Origin of the sequence: Anaerobiospirillum thomasii (assembly GCF_900445255.1) — a bacterium.
GTDB classification, from domain to species: domain Bacteria; phylum Pseudomonadota; class Gammaproteobacteria; order Enterobacterales; family Succinivibrionaceae; genus Anaerobiospirillum_A; species Anaerobiospirillum_A thomasii.
On the sequence record NZ_UAPU01000005.1, the window covers coordinates 1106916 to 1127500 of the forward strand.

Sequence of the window (20585 nt, forward strand, 5' to 3'; positions counted from 1 at the left end):
ACACTCAAGGAATGTGGCAGTAAATTTAATTAGTGACTCTGATAGTTAGGAGCTTCTTTGGTGATTGTCACATCATGAACATGTGACTCACGGATACCTGCTCCTGTGATGCGTACGAACTTGGCCTTGGTGCGCAGTTCATCAATGGTGGCACAGCCTGTAAGACCCATAGCTGATCTTAAGCCACCCATCTGCTGATGGATAATGCCGCGCAGTGAGCCCTTATAGGCCACACGACCTTCAATACCCTCAGGAACAAGCTTATCAGCTGCATTGTCTGAATTCTGGAAGTATCTGTCTGCAGAGCCCTTTGACATGGCAGCAAGAGAGCCCATGCCGCGATATGATTTAAATGAACGGCCCTGATAGATTTCAATCTCACCAGGAGCCTCTTCTGTTCCTGCAAACATTGAGCCTACCATTACGCAGTTGGCACCTGCAGCCAGAGCTTTGGCAATATCGCCTGAATATCTGATACCGCCGTCGGCAATAACCTTGATATCACTGCCCTTTAAAGCTTCGCAGGCATTGGCGATGGCGCTCATCTGAGGCACACCGCATCCTGTAACCATACGTGTAGTACATATAGAGCCAGGACCGATACCAACCTTGACAGTGCTGACACCAGCCTCGGCAAGAGCGATGGCGCCTTCAGCTGTAGCAATGTTACCACCAATGATTGGCAGCTGTGGATAGGCTTTTCTGATCTGGGCAATTCTGTCAAGAACACCCTGTGAATGACCATGAGATGAGTCAACGAGCAGTACGTCAACACCGGCCTCAACTAAAGCCTTGGCACGTTCCTCATTGCCAGGACCTGCACCAATGGCAGCACCTACGCGCAGTCTGCCCAGGGCATCCTTACAGGCATTTGGCTTGTTCTCGGCCTTTTTAAAATCCTTTACAGTGATTATGCCCTTTAGGTGGAAGGCATCATCAACTACTAAAACCTTTTCAATTCTGTGCTTTTGCATCAAAGCCACAACTTCATCGTGAGAGGCCTTTTCCTTAACAGTAACCAGTCTCTCCTTTGGAGTCATGATTTCATGTACTTTGGCATTGCCGTCTGTGACAAAGCGTACATCTCTTCCTGTAATAATACCTAAGAGGTTGTCCTCTTCATCAATTACAGGGAAACCGCCAAATCCGTGCTTTTTGCTCATCATGCGCACTTCATCGATGGTGGCATTTGGGTGCACTGATACAGGAGCTGTAACCATACCGCTTTCAAAGCGTTTTACTTTTAGTACTTCCTGTGCCTGTCTCTCTATTGACATATTTTTATGAATAAAGCCGACACCGCCTTCCTGAGCCAGGGCAATAGCCAGATTTGACTCAGTTACTGTATCCATGGCTGATGAAACCATAGGAATATTGATTCTTATATTTGAGGTCAGATATGTGCTTAAGTTAGCTGTGTTCGGTAAAACAGTTGAGTGTGCAGGAACGAGCAGTAGATCATCAAAGGTAAGTGCTTCTTCAACGATACGTAGCATAATGCCTCCTCAGGCGTGTCAATTAAATTGACTGTTTATTATATCAAAAGCAAAGATAAAAATGTGATTTAGTCAATATTTTTTCATATATATGACATTTTTGTATATTATCTTGTAAAAAACGCCTGTTTTTAAATGCTATTTTAGTTTGACAATCTTTTTAAAGAGACAAATTTTTATCATATGCAGTCTATACAAAAAGTCTAAAGTTCTATAGATTAAGATTGTATTGTTATATCAGGATAAACATGAGGATAGTATGTTCAAATCAATTGCCAACCTTTTTAAAAAACCGGAAATTATTCTCTACCACGGTCTTTTAACCACAACTGTGGACAAAGCCTTGGACAATATAAAAAGCAAGATTACAGATACTGACAAAGATCCTCTGTCCCTGTTTAAAGAGCAGTACATGCGCATGTTAAGAGATCTTATCTACAGTGATTTTCTAAAGTATGAATATTTGGAGACAGCCTCTACTGCCTTCTATGAAATTTTTGTAAGCCCTCTGCCAGAGGAAAAACATGCCTTTGATGCACTTATAAGTTTAGGACAGTATAAATTAAAATTTATAGAGACAATGAAAAGTGGCATTCATCACGATGACAGCTATCCATTCTTCTATGACAAATACATAGACAGCGGTGAGAGAATTTTATGGCAGTATCGCGATCTTGATATTCTTGCCTCATACAAGAACATACAGATAGGCGTGGATGTGCTCAACTCCTGCGGCTGCGTTTCCAAAATATCAGATAATATGCTCGAGCGCGATGAAAGCGGTAAAAATGCTTTGTCCAATACACTTGATATTTTCAAATGGGGCAAAATCAAGCACAATGATATTACCCTTACAGACAAGTCCTTTTATATAAAATCAAAGGATGCCTTTGACAAGCTGCCATATACCTTTATTAAAAAGCCTATAGCCCACAAGGATGGATTTATCTTCACCACAGATACCTTAAATGGCAGATCGCTTATTATCAAAACCTATGACCCTGTGTTTTTACTAAACACCATAGATTTTCTCTCTGACAGAAAGTCACTGTGTCTGTAAAACACCACATGCCTTAAAACACAAAAGCGCAGATATTCAGCGCTTTTGTGTTTTAAATGGAAAGCCACCTGTTTTGCGGGTGATTTCTTCTTGAACCTGAAACATCAATAACTCAATTTCTAAGCCACCTATGCGGCGGGTAACTAAAAAATTATTTGTTATATCAAATGAAAAACTTTCTAAGCCACCTATGCGGCGGGTAACTGGATCAACATACCATTAATTACCTGATTTTTCAGGAGCAAGAGGCATATATTGCTATTTTACCATATTTTTATTATGGTAAATAAACCATTGATAATAATATGCTTTTTAAACAGCTAAAAATTTTGGTTTTGCAAACCTTATCAGTGATTTTTATTACACTGCTCTGCTATATCATAAAGCTCTCTTAGCTCAGGATTGGCAGCCATCAGTTGCTCGTGCAGATTGATAACATGAGATCTAAACTCCTCGACATCAACCTCAATAAATTTCACCTGTTTTGACTTGGCTTTATCTACAGCAAGCTCCACTGCATCATTCCAGGTGTGAAATTCAACCTTCTGAGCCAAAGCAGCCGCCTCTTTAAACATTTTTTTGTCTTCTTTTGACATGTTTTTTAAAAACTTGTTTGAGGCTATAAGATAGTCAGGGCACATCTGATGCATATCATAGGTATAGAATTTGGCAATATCGCCATGCTTTTGATCAATTAGTGCCAGCTCATTGTTGGCAGCACCATCAATAATTCCCTGCTGCAGTGCCGAATAAACCTCACCAAAACTCATAGGCACAGCTGTAGCGCCAAAAGCCTGCATCATGGCTATATTGACTGATCCTGCAGGAACACGAAACTTTTTACCCTGCAAATCTGTTACAGAGTAAATCGGGGTTTTTGAATAGAAATTACGTGTGCCTACATTAAAAGCCACAATAGGCACAAAGCCGTTACGCTGTGCATTAACCGAGAGCCTATCTAAAACCTCCTCACTGACAATATATTCTTCATATGCCTCCTGTGAGGTAAAAAGATATGGAAAAGAATAAATAGAGTACAGACTGTCAAAGTATTCAATATTGGCCGATGATACCAGCAGAAACTGCACTGATCCCTGTTTTATAAGTTCAAGCACCTTTTCATCGGCGCCTAAGGTTGAATTTGGAAAAATCTGAATGTCGTATCTGCCCTGTGACTTCTTTTCAATATGGTTTTTAAAAGCCAGCAGCGCTCTGTGGGCCGGATGCGATTCAACCTGTGTATGAGAGATACGTACCACCTGCTTTTGCTGTTCAGAGCAGCCATTAAGGCCCAGCATAAGGACACATGCTGCTATTACACCTAGAATTTTTCTACACATTGCATTATTTCCTTTTTCTTGTATTTGTACTCTACCTTAAGATTTTTTATTTTTATGTGACACTATTTTAATAAAAAATAAAAAAAGTATTATAACTATTACAATGCATTGCTTTTTAAAGGTTTTTTAAGTTTCTGCCCAAGATGTCACAGCTCATTTGTGTGCAGTTTACGCCTACTTTTAGTGCATAAACTATTATCCTCTGCCCATTATGATCATTTTCAGTGAAGGCTATTTATTTTTTTTAAAGTTAGTTTTAGTATGAAAACATGGATTTTGGAGATTTTTCTATGTTACACAGCAAAACACTGCCATTAAGTTTAAATAAATCAAAAGTTTATAACTTTGCAGTTATGTCTGTAATGATGAGCATGTGCATGATGATGTACGTGTCGGGGAGCTGTTGATGCAAAAAATCAGACAATTAAAGGATTTTTCTAAAACGGAGCCCCACATGAGAGGCTCCGTTTTTTTATGGTCAGAACCTGCAGTTAAGAGAGAAAAATATGCTTAAACTTAAAAATATCAACAAGACATTTATAAAAAAGGGGCAGAGCATCAAAGCTTTAGATAATGTCAGTCTTGAGATACAACAAGGCGATATTTTTGGCATTATAGGCTTTTCAGGAGCGGGCAAATCCACCCTGGTTCGATGTATGAATCTGCTTGAGACTCCTGATGAGGGAGGTCAGGTTATATTTGACAACACCGATCTGACAGCGCTTAAAGATAAGCAGCTGCGCGCCTACCGCTCAAAAATTGGCATGATTTTCCAGCACTTTAATCTCATGCCATCGCGCACTGTGCTTGATAATGTGCTCTATCCTTTGGCCTATAAGGGCATTGAAAAAGAGCAACGCTATGCCAAGGCCCGCAAATTACTTGATCTTGTCGGTCTTAAGGATTTTGAAAAAAGCTATCCGCGCGAACTATCTGGCGGTCAGAAACAAAGAGTGGCCATAGCCAGGGCACTTGCCTGCGATCCCAAGGTTTTACTGTGCGATGAAGCCACATCAGCCTTAGATCCAAAAACCACAGCCGAGATTTTAAAGCTTTTATACGATCTTAATGTAAAACTCAATCTGACCATTGTCATCATTACCCATGAGATGGATGTAGTCAAAGATATCTGCAACCGTGTGGCCATCATGGAGCAGGGACGTTTAGTTGAGACAGGTGAGGTCTTTGATGTTTTTTCAAACCCAAAGAGTGCGGTGTCCTTAAATTTTGTACGCTCAGCCTCCAATCTGTCAAAAATTGATGAGCTTATTGATAAGGACAATAGCCTTTTTAATCTGTCAGAGGATGAGATTGTAGTCAGACTAAGCTATGTAGGACGCGGCACCTCAGAGCCTCTTATCTCAACTATAAGCCATAAATTCAATCTTATTATGAATATTCTTTATGCTGATATTGAGCTTATTCACGGCGCACCTATAGGCGGCACTGTAGGTGTGCTCAAGGGTAGACGCGAGGATCTGCAGGCTGCTGTAGAGTTTATTTCTCAAAAAAATGTAAAAGTGGAGATTTTAAAAGATGGAAAACTTAATTAAGAGCATTGCCCCTAATATTTTAAACAAGATTAATGAGCTGTATACAAGTATTGATCAGACTTTGTACATGCTCTTTGTCTCAGGCTCCATTTCTTTGGTTTTAGGTCTGTTTTTTGGCGTTATTCTAGTTGTCACCAAGGATAACGGCATTTTAAAGAACCGCCTTTTACATCAGAGCCTTGAGATTAGTATCAATATTTTCAGATCCATACCATTTGTAATTTTACTTGCAGCTTTAATTCCTGTGTCACGCTATATAGTAGGTACCTCCATTGGCACCATAGGCGCCATAGTGCCTTTGGTGGTGGGCACAGTTCCTTTCTTTGCCCGTCAGGTTGAATCAGCCCTGTCAAGTGTAGATCATGGCCTGATTGAAGCTGCCAAAAGCATGGGCTCATCCAATACAGGCATTATCTTTAGAGTGTATTTAAAAGAAAGCATTCCGCATCTTATCCGCGTAGGACAGATTACAGCCATATCCCTTATAGGTCTTACAGCCATGGCAGGAGCTATAGGTGGCGGTGGTCTTGGTGACTTTGCTATACGCTATGGACATCAGCGCGGACAGACAGATATCACCTATGTAACTGTCGTTGTCATTCTTATCATGGTGGCTGTAATTCAGGGCATAGGCAATATCTTTATTAAAAAGACTTCACATTAAAGGAGATTATTATGAGTTTTATTCAGCTTCCACAGCAGTGCGGCATAAGTCCATGGTTTGCGCTCAACCGTTATAAAGATTACAAATTTGCCTCACGAGAGGATCTAAAAAAAGATTATGACTATATTGTTGTAGGAGCAGGCTTTGGAGGAGTATCGGCCGCCTATCGTCTGGTTGAAAATCATCCCTCATGCTCAGTACTGCTGCTAGATGCCGACAGCATAGGCAACGGCAGCTCAGGGCGCAATGCAGGCTTTGTCTCTGTAGCACAGATTGCCCGTGCCATTGTAGGCCCTCAGAGATTTACCACAGAAGATCAAAAATGGCTGATTAAATTAAATGGTATTGCCGTTGACAGGATACTTAAAATTAAAAAGGAAAAAAATCTTGATTTTATATGGCGTCAGGATGGTATGTATAAGGCTGTGCGCGAGCTTAGAAATCAGCACAAGTTAGATGATCTTGCCCGCACCTTTGATGCTCTTGGCATAAGTTATGAACAGGTTGATACAGATGATCTTTGCCAAAGACTTGGCACCGACTTTTATAAAAAGGCTCTGTTTTTACAGGAAACTTATTTAAACAATCCATCAGAGGCTATAAGAGCGCTCTCAACAGCCCTGCCTGAGAATGTCACCGTACTTGAAAATACGGCGGTATGCCATGTATCTGAAGGAGAAATACCCTATATTGTGCTAGATGATGGCACACAGATTAAATGCCGTAAAATAATATTAACCATAAGTGCCTATCTTAAGCATTTTTACAGACAGCACAGTAAAAATATCACAGCCATTCACAGCTTCGCCGGCATGACACGCCCTTTAAATGATGATGAACTGCAACAGTTTAAGGATGTAAAGCCATGGGGTATAACCGGCACCCATCCATCCTCTGCCACAGTGCGCTTTACTCATGACAATCGCCTCTTTGTCAGAACTGACATTTCATATGCAAGAAATTTGAATATCAATCCTGCGCGTATGTACAAAGCCCTTGAGGTTATTAAAAAGGCCTATGACAAGCGCTTTACTAAATTAACGCATGTACCTTTTGAATATGTGTATGGCGGTTTAATCTCCTTTACGGGAAATACCTGTCCTTTCTTTGGTGAAGTTGGAAAAAATGTGGTGGCAGGAGTATCTGGCGAGGGCTCTGGAGTAACAAGAGCTGCCATTCTTGGCAATTATCTTGCAGATCTTGTAACCGGAGTTAAAAGTGAAGAGTTAAATTATATTTTAAACAAATACACCCCATCCTATCTGCCGCCTGATCCGCTAAGAACCATAGGCGCTATAGGGGCTATTGGCTACAATAATTTAATAGCAGGAGCAGAGCTGTAATAAAATAAGGTCAGGTTTTAAAGCCTGACCTTTGTTTAGCAAAAGGATTTTATTTTAGATAATGCTCAAGAGTTGCGCGCACAGCGCCAGGCCCCTCAAGCATCATGCCGAACATCTTTTCAATAACAGTACCTAAACCTATAGAGTAGAGATCTACGCCAAATAAAGTCTCATTTGACAGTATAGGTTTTAAACTGTCCTTGACAGATTCTGGCTGGCCAAAAACAATTGAGGCCATCTTGGCTTTAAGATCATCCTTTAGAGGATCATCAGAGAGCTCAAAACTCTGACCTTTATCATCAATGGCTAAAAGATAACGCAGCCAGCCTGCAATAGATAAAGGCAGGGCTATAAGAGTTGTGGCATCCAAGCCTTTTTTCTTATAGTTTTTAAGTGTCTCGCCAAAACGTATTGTTACCTTCTGTGAGGTGTCTGTGGCAATACGCTGTGGAGTATCCGGCAGACATTTATTGGTAAGTCTCTGCTCAACCACCTCGGTTAAAAAGTCACGTGGATTTAAAATGACAGGATCGTCAACAACTTTTAACCCCTCGTCATAACCTAGCTTTTTAACCAATGCTACAAGTTCCTTATCCTCCATCTCGGCGCTAATAAGCTTATAGCCTAAAAGACAGCCATAGACGGCAAGTGCTGTGTGCAGAGGATTTAAACAGGTTGTAACCTTCATGCGCTCGCACAGATCCACACCGTTTTTATCGGTAAAAAGCACACCTGCCTTCTCAAGCGGCGGTCTGCCATTTGGGAAATTATCCTCGATAATAAGGTACTGAGGCTTTTCAGCATTGACAAAAGGAGCAATAAATGAGCCAAATGAGGTCTTTATAGGCTCCATGTTCTCAATGCCACGCTCTTTTAGCAAAGAGGCAATAGATGGATCTGGGCGTGGGGTAATCTTATCAATCATTGACCACGGAAATGAGATCTTCTCACTTTGAATATAGTCAATAAAGCCCTCATCAACAAAACCCTTCTCTAGCCAGGCCTTAGCCACCGTAAGTACAGCTTCTTTGACCTTGTCACCATTGTGTGAGCAGTTATCCATGGATACAAGAGCCAGAGGATAGGCGCCGTTTTTATATCTTATATATAAAAGTCTGGCACTAAGTGCCATGGCATGTATGCATTGCGACTGAGGACCATTGTCTATATCCTTTTTAGCAAGTGCTGTAAAATTGCCATCTATATCCTTTAGAGCATAACCCTTTTCTGTAATGGTATAAGAGAGCATCTGCAGTGACTTATCAGCTGCCAGTCTCTCAAGCTCCTTTTCATCCTCAGCGCATGAGCCGTTGACCTTAAGGCCCTTGACTACAGAGCCAATAACCTCAAGCTCAACTTTGGTGTCAGGCAGCAAAGTGACATTCATGGTAAGACAGTCATGAGGCACAAAGACCTTGTCAATTACCTCACAGTCCATAGAAGAGACTGTATGAATGCCAGAGTTAGATAAACCCTTGTTTAAAAGATCCTGCTGCAGTGAGGCAATAAAGCCTCGAAAGATATTTCCTGCTCCAAAGTGCAGCCAGACAGGATGGGCAGAGCTGTGCTCTTTGAGCTCTGTCAAATCATAGGCAGGCAACTTTACTCCTGCCTCTAAAAAGGCCTGTTTATCCTCAAGGCCCTTAATAGATACCTGTGCCATGTACAACTCCTAGCACCAAGGGGCGGTTATACTGTTTAAGTTATCTGGATATGGCATACCCTTGCTCTTGCGGATTGCCTCCTCAAGACCGATTAAATAGGTAGCACCTAAGGCTCTGTCAAACAGGCCATAGCCAGGACGGGCCACCTCATCCCAGATCTCACGGCCATGATCAGGTCTTACTACACCGTTAAAGCCAACCTCAACTAATGCCTTGACAATTTCGTACAGATCTAGTGAGCCTGTGTGTGAGACATGTGAGCTTTCATGGAACTGATGATCTCCTGTGTGCAGCACATTTCTGATGTGGGCAAAGTGAATGCGTGAGGCAATTTCCTTGTTTCTTATAATCTTAGGCAGGCAGTTGTCTGGATTTGAGCCAAGTGAGCCTGTGCACAGTGAAAAGCCGTTTAAAGGACTTGAGTTCATGCGGGCAATCTTGACCAGATCCTCCTCGCACTTGGTAATACGTGGAATGCCAAAGAGATCGTATGAAGGATCATCTGGGTGCACACCCATCTTGATATTGTACTTTTCACAGGTTGGCATAATGGCGTCGAGGAAATATTTGAAGTTGGCGCGCAGCTCATCATCACTCATGCCCTGGAATTTTTTAATCTGTGCTGTAATCTCATCACGGCGTGAGAGCTCCCAACCTGGCATCTCAAAACCATTGGAGCTGTTGGCAATGCGCTCAAACATCTCCTCGGCAGTTAAACCTTCAATAATGCTGCCATCATAGGCAAGAGCAGTTGAACCATCCTCTAAAGGCAAAGCCAGATCGGTACGGGTCCAGTCAAAAACAGGCATGAAGTTGTAGCACACCAGATGAATGTCATTCTTGCCTACAGCCTCAAGAGACTTTATATAGTTGTCAATAAGCATGTCACGGTTTGCAGCACCATATTTGATGTCCTCGTGCACATTGATACTTTCAATACCTAAAACTTTAAGGCCGGCCTTCTCCACCATGGCCTTGCGCTCGGCCACCTGATCCTCTGGCCATACCTCACCGGCAGGAATCTCATGCAAAGCGGTAATGACACCTTCCATGCCAGGTACCTGACGGATCTGCTTTAAAGTAACACTATCCTGCTTTGGACCAAACCAGCGCATGCTCATATGCATCATTTTGAAAACTCCTATAAAAGCTGTAACTTTTTGTTATTATATTCCCAAGAACACTAGGATACTAGTATACCAGTTACACTTTTGTAAAATTCTGGGTAAAAAGCCTATAAACTTTTGAATTTAAAAGTTTTATTTTTTAAAAAATCATTATAAAACGACCTTTTTTCCAGATTTTTTATTAACAGCAGAGCCATAAATCCATACCACATAGATACTCCTACACCACTGTTGTGCACTGCACCATACCATAAAGCTCTGTATGTGTCCTTGTAGCTCTGTGAGTGATATTTATCTCCTTTTTAATAAAAAAGATCTGCTTGTTTAAAAAAATTATCTTATATCCTAGAAATTTAAAAAATCTGTTTTTATTCTTAAGTTAAAACAGACCATTGTAAGGAGTTAGTATGGAGAGAGAAATTACCTTTGAGTCATACAGAGATCATGTAGATGACCATGACTATGATAAAGTCACTCCCCTTATTCATGATATTCATGATCCTTTTATAAAAGAGACCTTACTTGAGGATCTGCATGAGTCTGAGCACTTAAATCAGTTTTCATCCTTTGATGAAAATACAGAGCAGAGCATACTTGAGAGCATACATCCCATACACACATTAGATGAAGGCACTTTAAATGAAATTGCCTCAAAAACCACCAATAAAAGGCTTTCAGCTCAGGATATAAAAAAGCTTTCTGATAAAGACAGAAAGCATGCCCATATTGAATCAAATCCCTATGCTTTAACCCGCAAGAGCGCCAAATCCACAGTAGATGAGCGCTTTGATGCCATACATGAGCACAATCCGCACAATATACTCTTTACTGTTATATCACTGCTGATTGTGGCACTGACATTTGCCACTGAAATTCCCTACCTTTTATTATTGCTTGTGATGCTGCTTGCATATAAAATCTTTTTAAAGATTCAACACAAAAAAATGCTTGATGGCATAAAAGACGGAATTAAAAATGCTAAGTGAAATACTAAGTCCTATGATGCTGTGGTTTATTGCAACCATAGCCATTTTAGGTGCCGAGATGCTAATTGGCACCTACTATCTGCTCGCCCTAGCCTGCGGGGCTCTTGTCGGCGGTCTTACCGCCTATTTCTCACACACTCTTGATCATCAGTTTACAGCAGCAGGTATTGCCACCTTTGTCTCAATTATAGGTACCTACTACTATAAAAGGGCAAAAAGAGGCAAAGAGGCAAAATTAAAGCTCAATCCCAACTGTCTTGATGCAGGAGCTGTTATTACTGTAAATAAAGTAAATGCCGATGGCAGCGGCAGCACCACCTATCGCGGAGCTAGCTGGCAGGTACTGTGTGCAAATGGTGATCTTGTCAAGGATTTGAATTATACTATCCTTGATATCAAAGGCTCTGTGCTTATCGTATCATCAGATAAATAAATCGTACCATCAGATAAATAAACTCGTTTCATCATATAAATAAACAGGATACTTTTATGGACATCTCCTTTATCAGTATTAATCCTACTATTATTGTAACTTTATTCTTTATTTTTCTTGCTGTTATCTATGCCATACAGGCTGTCAAAGTTGTACCGCAGCAAAATGCCTGGGTAGTAGAGCGTTTTGGCAAATTCAAAGCTGTACTCAATCCAGGTCTTAACTTTATTATTCCTTTTATCGACAAAATTGCCTATAAGCACTCACTCAAAGAAATTCCTCTTGATACACCATCACAGGTCTGTATCACCAAGGACAATACACAGCTCTCCGTTGACGGTGTGCTGTATTTTCAGGTAACAGATCCGCAAAGAGCAAGCTATGGCACCTCAAACTATGTACTTGCCATTACACAGCTGGCTCAGACCACACTGCGTTCAGTTATAGGCCGTATGGAGCTTGACAAGACCTTTGAGGAGCGCGATAGCATCAATAACAACGTAGTATCAGCCATTGACGAGGCCGCCCTTAACTGGGGTGTCAAGGTACTGCGCTATGAAATAAAGGATCTGACACCGCCTCAGGTAATTTTACAGGCCATGCAGCAGCAGATTACAGCAGAGCGTGAAAAGCGTGCTTTAATTGCCGAATCTGAAGGCCGCAAGCAGGAGCAGATAAATCTTGCCACAGGTGCCAAGGCCGCCGCCATTGCCCAGTCTGAGGGTGAAAAGCAGGCAGAGATCAACAAGGCTGAAGGTCAGGCCACAGCCACCATTACTCTTGCCAATGCCACAGCTACAGCCATATCCAATATTGCCCGTGCTGCCAATGAGTCAGGCGGTATGACTGCCATCAATATGCAGATTGCCCAGAAATATGTCGAGGCCTTTGAGTCTTTAGCCAAGACCAATAATACTCTTATTATTCCATCCAATCTTGGCGATATGTCATCACTTATCTCATCTGCCATGCAGATAGTAAAATCCCAGACTCCAAAAAGTTAATCACATTAATGGGCCTCTGGCCCATTAATCTCTCTTTACACCCACAAGCCAACATTATTGACACACTATGTACAATCATAATATGCACAATAACAATCAGTTTAACAGAGCGCAAAGTCAGGACGAATTTGAAGAACATACCCCACTAAAATGCCTGTGCAAGGGTTTTATGTTCATAGGCTCAGCCTTGACCTTTATACGCAACACTCTTGCCAATCTTGTCATGCTGCTGCTCTTTTTCTTTATCTTTGCAGCTGTAAGTCTCTTTGAGCAGTTTAAAGATGATCCATCGGCCCTTATGGGTAAAAATACTGCACAGATGCAAAATGCGCAGCCTGCCCCTATTTTATATCTGAGTCTGCAGGGCAATATAGTAGCCCCTCCTTTGTATGACAGCGGCATTGAAGGACTGCAGCGCCGTATAGATGAGATTGTAAGCAATAATATAACGCACAGTGTGCTTGATATTGAAAAGGCCCTAAATGCTGCCTGCTATGATGAGAATATCAAGATGGTGCTGTTAAATCTCTCTGATATGCAGCCTGTGCCTCTAGCCATTGCTTCACGTATTGCTGCAAAGCTTGAGGCTTTAAAGCAAAGTGGTAAAAAGATAGTAGCCTGTGCCACATCTTATTCTCAGTCAGCCTATGTTATTGCAGGCCGTGCCGACAGAATTTTAATGGATCCATTAGGCCAGATTAATATTCAGGGTATGTCTTTGCAGAATATCTATTTTGCCCCGCTTTTGGAAAAGGCCGGTATCACCCCTTATGTGCTGCGTGCAGGTGAGTTTAAATCAGCTGTGGAGCCTTTTTTACGTGCCAGCATGTCAGAGCATGTGCGCTCTGAGTATATGACTTTGATAGATGAGCTGTGGACTGAGTATGAAAGTGAGGTACAGATTAGAAAATCAAGAACCTCAGATAGGCTTTTAGAGAATATCTACTCTACTCTCTCACGTCTGGATTTTCACAATGGATCCATGGCCTCGCTGCAAAAAGAGCAGGGTCTTGTCGATGAGCTTGAGCCTTTTTATTTCTACAAGCAGGAGCTTATAGAAAAATTCGGCGCTGATCCTCTAAATGACAAGATGCCGCATCATATAACCTACAGCGATTATATACAAAAACTGCCAGCTGAGCTCTCTGAGAGCAAAGTGGCTGTAATCTATGGTATAGGTCCTATTGTCGACAGAGCGGAGCTGTCAACTGACTTTGCCCCTGAGACCATTATTCCTTTAATTGAAAAGGCCCGTGATGATGACAATATAAAAAGTGTAGTCTTTTATATAGACAGCCCTGGCGGCTCACTCTTTGCCTCAGAGCAGATAAGACGTGCTCTTGTCAGCCTGCGCAATAAGAAAAAGGTTGTTATCTCCATGAATGCCCAGGCAGCCTCAGGCGGCTATTTTATAGCCACTCAGTCAGATGCCATTGTAGCCACCAAGGATACCATTACAGGATCAATTGGTGTCTTTGCCCTAAGCTTTGGTGCCCACAATCTTTTAAACCGCTATGGTGTCTATCAGGACGGTGTGCAGAACTCACCTCTTGGCACACTTAATGTAGCAAGACCTGCCGATCCTGCCGTGCTGTCCCTGCTGCAAAAGAGCACACAAAGCTCCTATGCCTATTTTATTGATTTAGTGTGCAAATCCCGCGGTCTTATGCCTGGTGATTATTTAAATTTTGCAGAAGGCCGTGTCTTTTCAGCCCGTCGTGCCTTAGCTTTAGGACTTGTTGACAAGATAGGAACGCTTGAAGATGCCACTGCTCTTGCCTGCACCCTAAGTGACACCGATATCAACAGTGTTGAGATTATGCATATGCTGCCAGAGCCATCTGATCCATTCTCAGATCTTAATGCCATAGTCTCAAAGGCTTATGCCATGGGTCTGCCAGCCCCTCTGGCCTCACTATATGTGCAGTACAGACAGGATGCCTTTTTAAGACAGGTGCTTGAGCATAAAGAGCCTGTAGTTATGGCCATTACACCTTTTAAAAATATTTTAAACTAATTTTTGGATCTTCCAGGTTGTGGAAGGTCAATCTGTTACAATTAATTTGACATCTTTGCTGGTGTCTAATACGTAAGATGTAATCTTTTTTATGGACAGGACCACAATCCTGTCCATTTTTTTATTGTACAGATTAAATTAAGTGTCACTAAGGTCCATGTATCTAAAGATATACAATGCTAGTTGAACAATATGCGCAACTACAGTGTGACAAGGTGCAAAAATGGATAAAAACTTTGCATTTTTTTTATTTTATATGACAGCCTCAACAAAAACATTCTTTTAAATCATTATAATCTGCCTTGTATTTGCTAATTATATAGAGGATTTTATATGCCAAATTATCTATGGTTTATTATAGCCACAGTCGCGCTGATTGTTGGCTACTATACCTACGGAAAGTTTGTTGAGAAGGTATTTGAACCAAATCCAGAACGCAAGACTCCAGCCATTACCCAGGCTGACGGTGTTGACTTTGTTACCATGCCAAAATGGAAACTCTGGCTCATTCAGCTTCTTAACATTGCAGGCGTAGGCCCTGTATTCGGCCCTATCATGGGTGCTCTGTACGGTCCAACCGCTCTGTTATGGATTGTATTAGGCTCCATCTTTGCAGGTGCCGTGCATGACTATTTCTCAGGCATGCTCTCAGTAAGATATAAAGGTGCCAACGTTCCACAGATCGTAGGCTTCAACCTTGGCAAGCTGGCTCAGCAGTTCATGCGTGCCTTTGCTATTTTACTGTTACTGCTTGTAGGTGTGGTTTTTGCTACAGCTCCAGCCAACCTGCTGGCCAAACTGACACCAGACTACCTTAACTTTGCTGTATGGCTTGGTGTTATTTTCTTCTACTACTTTGTAGCCACCTTAGTTCCAATTGACAAGCTCATTGGTCGTATTTACCCACTCTTTGGTGCTCTTTTAATCATCATGGCTGTAGGTATTACTGTAGCTATGTTCGTCAATATGCCAGCTGAGTTCTACAACTGGGCTGACTGGTCAAAGAACAATCACCCATCAGAGCTCCCACTGTGGCCTCTTATGTTTATCACCATTGCCTGTGGTGCTTTATCTGGCTTCCATGCCACTCAGTCACCACTTATGGCACGCTGCCTACACAATGAAAAAGAAGGCCGTTTCGTATTCTACGGTGCAATGATTGCAGAAGGCTTCATCGGTTTAGTATGGGCCACTGTAGGTATGACCTTCTATCCAGATGCAGCTGCTCTGCAGGGTGTAATCAATTCAGGTACTGCCTCTGCTGTAGTATATGATAGCTCTATTGCTCTTATGGGCTCTGTTGGCGGTATCATGGCTATTTTAGGTGTTATCGTTCTGCCAATCACCTCAGGTGACACAGCCTTCCGTGCTGCCCGTTTAACCATTGCCGAGGTTATCAAGATTGATCAGAAGCGTCCTGCCAACCGTCTGTACATTGCAATCCCTGTCTTTGCCCTAGGTATTGCTCTGTCACAGATTGACTTTAACATCATCTGGAGATACTTTGGCTGGTCCAATCAGACTCTGGCAGGTATCATGCTCTGGGCCGCTGCAGCTTATCTGTACAAACGCGGCAAGTTCCACTGGATCTGCTCTATCCCAGGTACCTTTATTACCGCTGCCTGTATCTCATACATCCTGTATGAGCCAAACATGGGCTTTGGCATGGACATTGGCATCTCTAATATTATCGGTGCTGTCGGTGCCTTCATCATCCTTGGCATCTTCCTCGTCAAAGGTAAGAGCGAGGTTGCAGGAGCTCCTGCTGATGCATAGAATTATGCCGTAAACTAATAAATTAGTTCAAAGGGTCAGATTTATTCTGACCCTTTTTATTTGTCAGCATAAAGTCATGATAATCTTATAGTGCTGATCTTATCTAGGCTACGTGGCAGCTAAGAACTAATCTGTAACATAACCTGTGGGTAGTATAGACCTTACAGAGCTTATCAGTATCTTTTTAAAGTCATTGTCAGAGCCTTTATATTGCAAGCTGTATTGGCAGATGTAAAATAGATAGTTAATGGATAACAAGAGATCTTAATATGAAAAAAATACTAGCTTTAATCCTTGGTGCCTGCATCATGCAGGCACATGCCGTCATGACTGATACTGTGCTCAAGGACTTTGCTTTGAATGATACCAAAATAAGTCTGCATGTACCTGCAGAATTGACTGAGAGCTTTGTGACATCACCTGAAAATGTCTTTATAACCTACAGCTCCAAAGATACTGCCTATAGCGTCATATTCAAGTTCTCTGTATTATCCAAGGCCAATGCCAATTCATTAATGCAGGGGGATAATTTTATTAATACAGCCCTCATCCCTTATAGTGATAAAGATAAGAGGCTCTATGGTGAATATAAGATAGTACAGAGCTTTGAGGATAAGATTTCGCGCAGTGTGCTTATAGACAGTTATCTGACCAAGCAGGCAGATGAATATCTGCCAGAGGCCTATTTTAAAATAAATGAATATTTTTCACTAAAGGGCAGAGTACTATCTACAATTACCTGCAGAGCTGCAGGAGCCAGAGCTCAAAAGCATATGATTGACTCTACCTTTAGTCTGTATCATGGTATGTGCAGCAAGATTATAACGCAAAATAAGGAGCTGCTAGATACAGCAGGCCGTGCGCTAGAGCCAAAGCCATAAGACCTGCAATTACATCATCAAGCATGATGCCAAGTCCGCCTTTGACCTTTTTATCTATATAACCAATTGGAAATGGTTTTAAAATATCAAAGAATCTAAAAAGCACAAAGGCAAGCACAAGAGAGTATATAGTAGCAGGCAGAGCAATAACAGCTATAAACATGCCCACAAATTCATCAAAGACAATAGCGCCGTGATCATGTATTCCCATTGCCTCTTCTGCCTTGGAGCATGCTCTGATACCGGTTAAAAGACTTAATACAACAATAACAAGCTGCATGTTAAATGGCAGCTGCATTAGCTCATAGCAAAAAGGTATGGCGCACAGTGATCCTACTGTACCAGGAGCTTTAGGTGACAGACCAGAGCCAAAGCCTAAGGCCAGACACTGCCAGGGATTTTTTAAGGATAGTTTCTGTAGGTACTGATCTCGTGCCATATGACACCTCTTTTTTTTGTGGTCTAGAATGCAAAAAAGCCACCTCAGATGAGATGGCTTCTTTTAAAAAGGTGAGCCTGGCGATGACCTACTCTCGCACAATCGTACGTTGCACTACCATCGGCGTAACTGCATTTCACTTCTGTGTTCGGAAAGGGAACAGGTGGTTCTACAGCACTATGGTCGCCAGACAAATTCTGTAAAAAACTTATAACAAACTGATTTTTAACTCTTGAGTATTAAGAGGTCTTTAAATGTCCATGCCCTCCGGGGTTGTATGGCCAAGCCTCACGGTTAATTAGTACTGGCAAGCTTCACACATCACTGCGCTTCCACATCCAGCCTATCAACGTCGTAGTCTGCAACGAACCTTTAGGAGCTTAAAGCTCAGGGATGACTCATCTTGGGGCCTGCTTCCCGCTTAGATGCTTTCAGCGGTTATCAGTTCCGCGCTTGGCTGCCGGGCCGTGCCATTGGCATGACAACCCGTAAACCAGAGGCGCGTTCACTCCGGTCCTCTCGTACTAGGAGCAATCCCCCTCAATCATCCAACGCCCGCGGTAGATAGGGACCAAACTGTCTCACGACGTTTTGAACCCAGCTCGCGTACCACTTTAAATGGCGAACAGCCATACCCTTGGGACCAACTTCAGCCCCAGGATGTGATGAGCCGACATCGAGGTGCCAAACACCGCCGTCGATATGAACTCTTGGGCGGTATCAGCCTGTTATCCCCAGAGTACCTTTTATCCGTTGAGCGATGGCCCGTCCATGTGGAACCACCGGATCACTATGACCTGCTTTCGCACCTGCTCGAGATGTGCCTCTCGCAGTCAAGCCAGCTTATGCCATTGCACTGACCTCACGATGTCCGACCGTGATCAGCTGACCTTCGTGCTCCTCCGTTACCCTTTGGGAGGAGACCGCCCCAGTCAAACTGCCTACCAGACACTGTCCTCGTATGTGTTGTACTTAGTTAGAACCTCAAACATGTCAGGGCGGTATTTCAAGGTTGACTCCATAAAAGCTGGCGCTTCTACTTCAATGTCTCCCGCCTATCCTGCACAAACAGGTTCAAGGTTCAGTGTCAAGCTGCAGTAAAGGTTCACGGGGTCTTTCCGTCTAGCCGCGGGTACACTGCATCTTCACAGCGATTTCGGTTTCACTGGGTCCCGGGTGGAGACAGCGTGGCCATGGTTACACCATTCGTGCAGGTCGGAACTTGCCCGACAAGGAATTTCGCTACCTTAGGACCGTTATAGTTACGGCCGCCGTTTACCGGGGCTTCACTCAAGGGCTTCAACTTGCGTCTGACCCCATCATTTAACCTTCCGGCACCGGGCAGGTGTCACACCCTATACTTCCCCTTTCAGGTTCGCAGAGTGCTGTGTTTTTGTTAAACAGTCCCAGCCACCATTTATCTGCGGCTGTGTGCAGCTTCATCTGTGCAGATTGCACCGCTCACAGCGTACCTTCTCCCGAAGTTACGGTACATTTTTGCCTAGTTCCTTCACCCGGGTTCTCCCAAGCGCCTTGGTATCCTCTACCCGACCACCTGTGTCGGTTTGGGGTACGGCCACATATAACCTGAAGCTTAGAGGCTTTTCCTGGAAGCCTGGTATCAGTTGCTTCATATCCGTAGATACTTCGTCTCAGCTCTCAGTTTTTCACATATGTCTTTTAACCCATATGCTCCCTACAGCCTTTCACAGAAACTACCGTTCTTCTGCCAACCTAACCTTCTCCGTCACCCCATCGCAGCTATATGCGGTACAGGAATATTAACCTGTTTCCCTTCGACTACGCTTCTCAGCCTCGCCTTAGGCACCGACTCACCCTGCCCCGATTAACGTTGGACAGGAACCCTTGGTCTTCCGGCGAACGGGTTTTTCACCCGTTTTATCGTTACTTGCGTCAGCATTCGCACTTCTGTTACCTCCAACTCGCCTCTCGACTCATCTTCGTCAGTTTACAGAACGCTCCCCTACCACTTGCAGTATTCTGCAAATCCGCAGCTTCGGTGTCTGATTTGAGCCCCGTTACATCTTCCGCGCAGGCCGACTCGACCAGTGAGCTATTACGCTTTCTTTAAATGATGGCTGCTTCTAAGCCAACATCCTGGCTGTCTTAGCCTTCCCACATCGTTTCCCACTTAATCAGAACTTTGGGACCTTAGCTGGCGGTCCGGGTTGTTTCCCTCTTCACGATGAACGTTAGCACCCACCGTGTGTCCCCTGCTTCCAACTGGACGGTATTCGTAGTTTGCAACGGTTTGGCAACCCGGGATGGGCCCCTTGCCGTAACAGTGCTCTACCCCCGTCCGTCCTCACAGGACGCTACCTAAATAGCTTTCGGGGAGAACCAGCTATCACTGGGTTTGATTGGCCTTTCACCCCTAGTCCCAGATCATCCCCTAACTTTGCAACGTTAGTGGGTTCGGCCCTCCGGCAGGTGTTACCCTGCTTTCAGCCTGTCCAGGACTAGATCACCCAGTTTCGGGTCTGCCTGTATCAACTCTTCGCCCTATTAAGACTCGGTTTCCCTACGGCTCCCTCATTAAAGTTAACCTCGCTAATACAGACAACTCGCTGACCCATTATACAAAAGGTACGCAGTCACACATACTTAACGTACATGCTCCCACTGCTTGTACGCACACGGTTTCAGGCTCTCTTTCACTCCCTTCACCAGGGTTCTTTTCGCCTTTCCCTCACGGTACTGGTTCACTATCGGTCGTCAGGTAGTATTTAGCCTTGGAGGATGGTCCCCCCATATTCAGACAGGATACCACGTGTCCCGCCC

At 43.2% G+C, this 20585-nt stretch carries 15 protein-coding genes and 2 rRNA genes (1 of these 17 only partly in view); 10 read left to right on the forward strand and 7 right to left on the reverse strand.

The features are described from left to right. Positions 1–29: 29 nt before the first annotated feature. A complete protein-coding gene (guaB, locus tag DRZ93_RS04895; RefSeq protein ID WP_113742907.1) occupies positions 30–1496 on the reverse strand; it encodes an IMP dehydrogenase in 1467 nt (488 codons plus the stop codon). Between the two features lie 259 nt (positions 1497–1755). On the opposite strand from guaB, the gene DRZ93_RS04900 reads away from it, so the two are divergent. Beyond that, the gene (locus DRZ93_RS04900; RefSeq protein WP_113745990.1) at positions 1756–2556 is read left to right on the forward strand and encodes a hypothetical protein; all 801 of its coding nucleotides are present in this window, start codon (positions 1756–1758) and stop codon (positions 2554–2556) included. A 347-nt stretch (positions 2557–2903) separates the two neighbouring features. On the opposite strand, the gene dctP is transcribed toward DRZ93_RS04900, so the two are convergent. After that, the gene (dctP, locus tag DRZ93_RS04905) at positions 2904–3896 is read right to left on the reverse strand and encodes a TRAP transporter substrate-binding protein DctP (protein WP_113742909.1); all 993 of its coding nucleotides are present in this window, start codon (positions 3894–3896) and stop codon (positions 2904–2906) included. A 506-nt stretch (positions 3897–4402) separates the two neighbouring features. On the opposite strand from dctP, the gene DRZ93_RS04910 reads away from it, so the two are divergent. The 3 genes from DRZ93_RS04910 to DRZ93_RS04920 are packed head-to-tail and all read left to right on the forward strand — an operon-like array spanning position 4403 to position 7456. After that, entirely contained in the window at positions 4403–5449 is a 1047-nt protein-coding gene (locus tag DRZ93_RS04910) for a methionine ABC transporter ATP-binding protein (RefSeq protein WP_113742910.1), read from the forward strand. Then, positions 5433–6113, forward strand: a complete 681-nt coding sequence (locus tag DRZ93_RS04915; protein WP_113742911.1) for a methionine ABC transporter permease — start codon at positions 5433–5435, stop codon at positions 6111–6113. Before DRZ93_RS04910 ends, DRZ93_RS04915 begins: the two co-directional genes overlap by 17 nt. Before the next feature lie 11 nt (positions 6114–6124). Further along, the gene (locus tag DRZ93_RS04920; protein ID WP_113745991.1) at positions 6125–7456 is read left to right on the forward strand and encodes an NAD(P)/FAD-dependent oxidoreductase; all 1332 of its coding nucleotides are present in this window, start codon (positions 6125–6127) and stop codon (positions 7454–7456) included. A 49-nt stretch (positions 7457–7505) separates the two neighbouring features. On the opposite strand, the gene DRZ93_RS04925 is transcribed toward DRZ93_RS04920, so the two are convergent. Together DRZ93_RS04925 and DRZ93_RS04930 are read right to left on the reverse strand one after the other, a co-directional pair. Next, complete coding sequence (locus DRZ93_RS04925) at positions 7506–9119, reverse strand: mannitol dehydrogenase family protein (protein WP_113745992.1); 1614 nt, start codon at positions 9117–9119, stop codon at positions 7506–7508. A gap of 9 nt (positions 9120–9128) precedes the next feature. Then, a complete protein-coding gene (locus DRZ93_RS04930) occupies positions 9129–10250 on the reverse strand; it encodes a mannonate dehydratase (protein ID WP_218564254.1) in 1122 nt (373 codons plus the stop codon). Positions 10251–10654: 404 nt separating this feature from the next. Between DRZ93_RS04930 and DRZ93_RS04935 the strand changes: the two genes are divergently transcribed. The 6 genes from DRZ93_RS04935 (at position 10655) to DRZ93_RS04960 (ending at position 17344) form a co-directional block, all read left to right on the forward strand. After that, positions 10655–11233 carry a hypothetical protein gene (locus tag DRZ93_RS04935; RefSeq protein WP_113742914.1) on the forward strand — a complete coding sequence of 193 codons (579 nt, stop codon included), beginning with the start codon at positions 10655–10657 and terminating at the stop codon, positions 11231–11233. Further along, the gene (locus DRZ93_RS04940) at positions 11223–11666 is read left to right on the forward strand and encodes an NfeD family protein (RefSeq protein ID WP_113742915.1); all 444 of its coding nucleotides are present in this window, start codon (positions 11223–11225) and stop codon (positions 11664–11666) included. Before DRZ93_RS04935 ends, DRZ93_RS04940 begins: the two co-directional genes overlap by 11 nt. A gap of 56 nt (positions 11667–11722) precedes the next feature. After that, a complete protein-coding gene (locus DRZ93_RS04945) occupies positions 11723–12670 on the forward strand; it encodes an SPFH domain-containing protein (protein WP_113742916.1) in 948 nt (315 codons plus the stop codon). A gap of 67 nt (positions 12671–12737) precedes the next feature. After that, on the forward strand, positions 12738–14687 hold the full coding sequence (sppA, locus tag DRZ93_RS04950; RefSeq protein WP_113745993.1) for a signal peptide peptidase SppA: 1950 nt from the start codon (positions 12738–12740) through the stop codon (positions 14685–14687). Positions 14688–15020: 333 nt separating this feature from the next. Then, a complete protein-coding gene (locus tag DRZ93_RS04955; protein WP_113745994.1) occupies positions 15021–16463 on the forward strand; it encodes a carbon starvation CstA family protein in 1443 nt (480 codons plus the stop codon). A gap of 269 nt (positions 16464–16732) precedes the next feature. After that, the gene (locus DRZ93_RS04960; RefSeq protein WP_113745995.1) at positions 16733–17344 is read left to right on the forward strand and encodes a hypothetical protein; all 612 of its coding nucleotides are present in this window, start codon (positions 16733–16735) and stop codon (positions 17342–17344) included. On the opposite strand, the gene DRZ93_RS04965 is transcribed toward DRZ93_RS04960, so the two are convergent. From DRZ93_RS04965 to DRZ93_RS04975, 3 genes are all read right to left on the reverse strand, one after another. Further along, the gene (locus DRZ93_RS04965; protein WP_113742920.1) at positions 17283–17783 is read right to left on the reverse strand and encodes a phosphatidylglycerophosphatase A family protein; all 501 of its coding nucleotides are present in this window, start codon (positions 17781–17783) and stop codon (positions 17283–17285) included. The genes DRZ93_RS04960 and DRZ93_RS04965 overlap by 62 nt on opposite strands. A gap of 75 nt (positions 17784–17858) precedes the next feature. Further along, a 5S ribosomal RNA gene (gene rrf / locus DRZ93_RS04970) occupies positions 17859–17974 on the reverse strand. A gap of 86 nt (positions 17975–18060) precedes the next feature. Further along, positions 18061–20585: ribosomal RNA gene (locus tag DRZ93_RS04975) — 23S ribosomal RNA — on the reverse strand (it continues 356 nt past the right edge of the window).

Excerpts from the sequence above, each read along its gene's own strand:
- guaB (WP_113742907.1), bottom strand. The coding sequence starts at position 1,496 with ATGCTACGTATCGTTGAAGAAGCACTTACCTTTGATGATCTACTGCTC.
- DRZ93_RS04900 (WP_113745990.1), top strand. The coding sequence starts at position 1,756 with ATGTTCAAATCAATTGCCAACCTTTTTAAAAAACCGGAAATTATTCTC.
- dctP (WP_113742909.1), bottom strand. The coding sequence starts at position 3,896 with ATGTGTAGAAAAATTCTAGGTGTAATAGCAGCATGTGTCCTTATGCTG.
- DRZ93_RS04910 (WP_113742910.1), top strand. The coding sequence starts at position 4,403 with ATGCTTAAACTTAAAAATATCAACAAGACATTTATAAAAAAGGGGCAG.
- DRZ93_RS04915 (WP_113742911.1), top strand. The coding sequence starts at position 5,433 with ATGGAAAACTTAATTAAGAGCATTGCCCCTAATATTTTAAACAAGATT.
- DRZ93_RS04920 (WP_113745991.1), top strand. The coding sequence starts at position 6,125 with ATGAGTTTTATTCAGCTTCCACAGCAGTGCGGCATAAGTCCATGGTTT.
- DRZ93_RS04925 (WP_113745992.1), bottom strand. The coding sequence starts at position 9,119 with ATGGCACAGGTATCTATTAAGGGCCTTGAGGATAAACAGGCCTTTTTA.
- DRZ93_RS04930 (WP_218564254.1), bottom strand. The coding sequence starts at position 10,250 with ATGATGCATATGAGCATGCGCTGGTTTGGTCCAAAGCAGGATAGTGTT.
- DRZ93_RS04935 (WP_113742914.1), top strand. The coding sequence starts at position 10,655 with ATGGAGAGAGAAATTACCTTTGAGTCATACAGAGATCATGTAGATGAC.
- DRZ93_RS04940 (WP_113742915.1), top strand. The coding sequence starts at position 11,223 with ATGCTAAGTGAAATACTAAGTCCTATGATGCTGTGGTTTATTGCAACC.
- DRZ93_RS04945 (WP_113742916.1), top strand. The coding sequence starts at position 11,723 with ATGGACATCTCCTTTATCAGTATTAATCCTACTATTATTGTAACTTTA.
- sppA (WP_113745993.1), top strand. The coding sequence starts at position 12,738 with ATGTACAATCATAATATGCACAATAACAATCAGTTTAACAGAGCGCAA.
- DRZ93_RS04955 (WP_113745994.1), top strand. The coding sequence starts at position 15,021 with ATGCCAAATTATCTATGGTTTATTATAGCCACAGTCGCGCTGATTGTT.
- DRZ93_RS04960 (WP_113745995.1), top strand. The coding sequence starts at position 16,733 with ATGAAAAAAATACTAGCTTTAATCCTTGGTGCCTGCATCATGCAGGCA.
- DRZ93_RS04965 (WP_113742920.1), bottom strand. The coding sequence starts at position 17,783 with ATGGCACGAGATCAGTACCTACAGAAACTATCCTTAAAAAATCCCTGG.